At 31.5% G+C, this 251-nt stretch carries 1 protein-coding gene; it reads right to left on the bottom strand.

Going from position 1 to position 251, the window contains the following annotated elements; all coding sequences use genetic code 11:
- The coding region (locus tag SB717_RS38055; protein ID WP_410908360.1) for an ATP-binding protein at positions 1–251 on the bottom strand (251 nt) is incomplete at both ends.

Below are 251 nucleotides of genomic sequence, written 5' to 3'. Positions count from 1 at the left end.
ATACCTTTTCCCGTATCTTGCACTGTAATAGTTAATATATCCCCTTGTTGTATCTTAACTTCAACTTGTTTCTGTTCACAATTCGTAACTGCCTCTAATGCATTATCAATTAAATTTCCAACAATCGTAATAAGTTCATGGATAATACTTTCATCATCTATTTCCGGCATATAAGAATCTTCACTTATAATTAATTTTATATTTTTCTCTCTAGCATAGCTGAGCTTCCCGAGTAAAAAACCAGCAAATAC

The sequence above is a fragment of the Priestia sp. SIMBA_032 genome, assembly GCF_046535215.1.
Lineage (GTDB): Bacteria > Bacillota > Bacilli > Bacillales > Bacillaceae_H > Priestia > Priestia aryabhattai.
The sequence above is the reverse complement of the archived record's forward strand: the minus strand, read 5'-3'. Positions and strand labels throughout refer to the sequence as shown.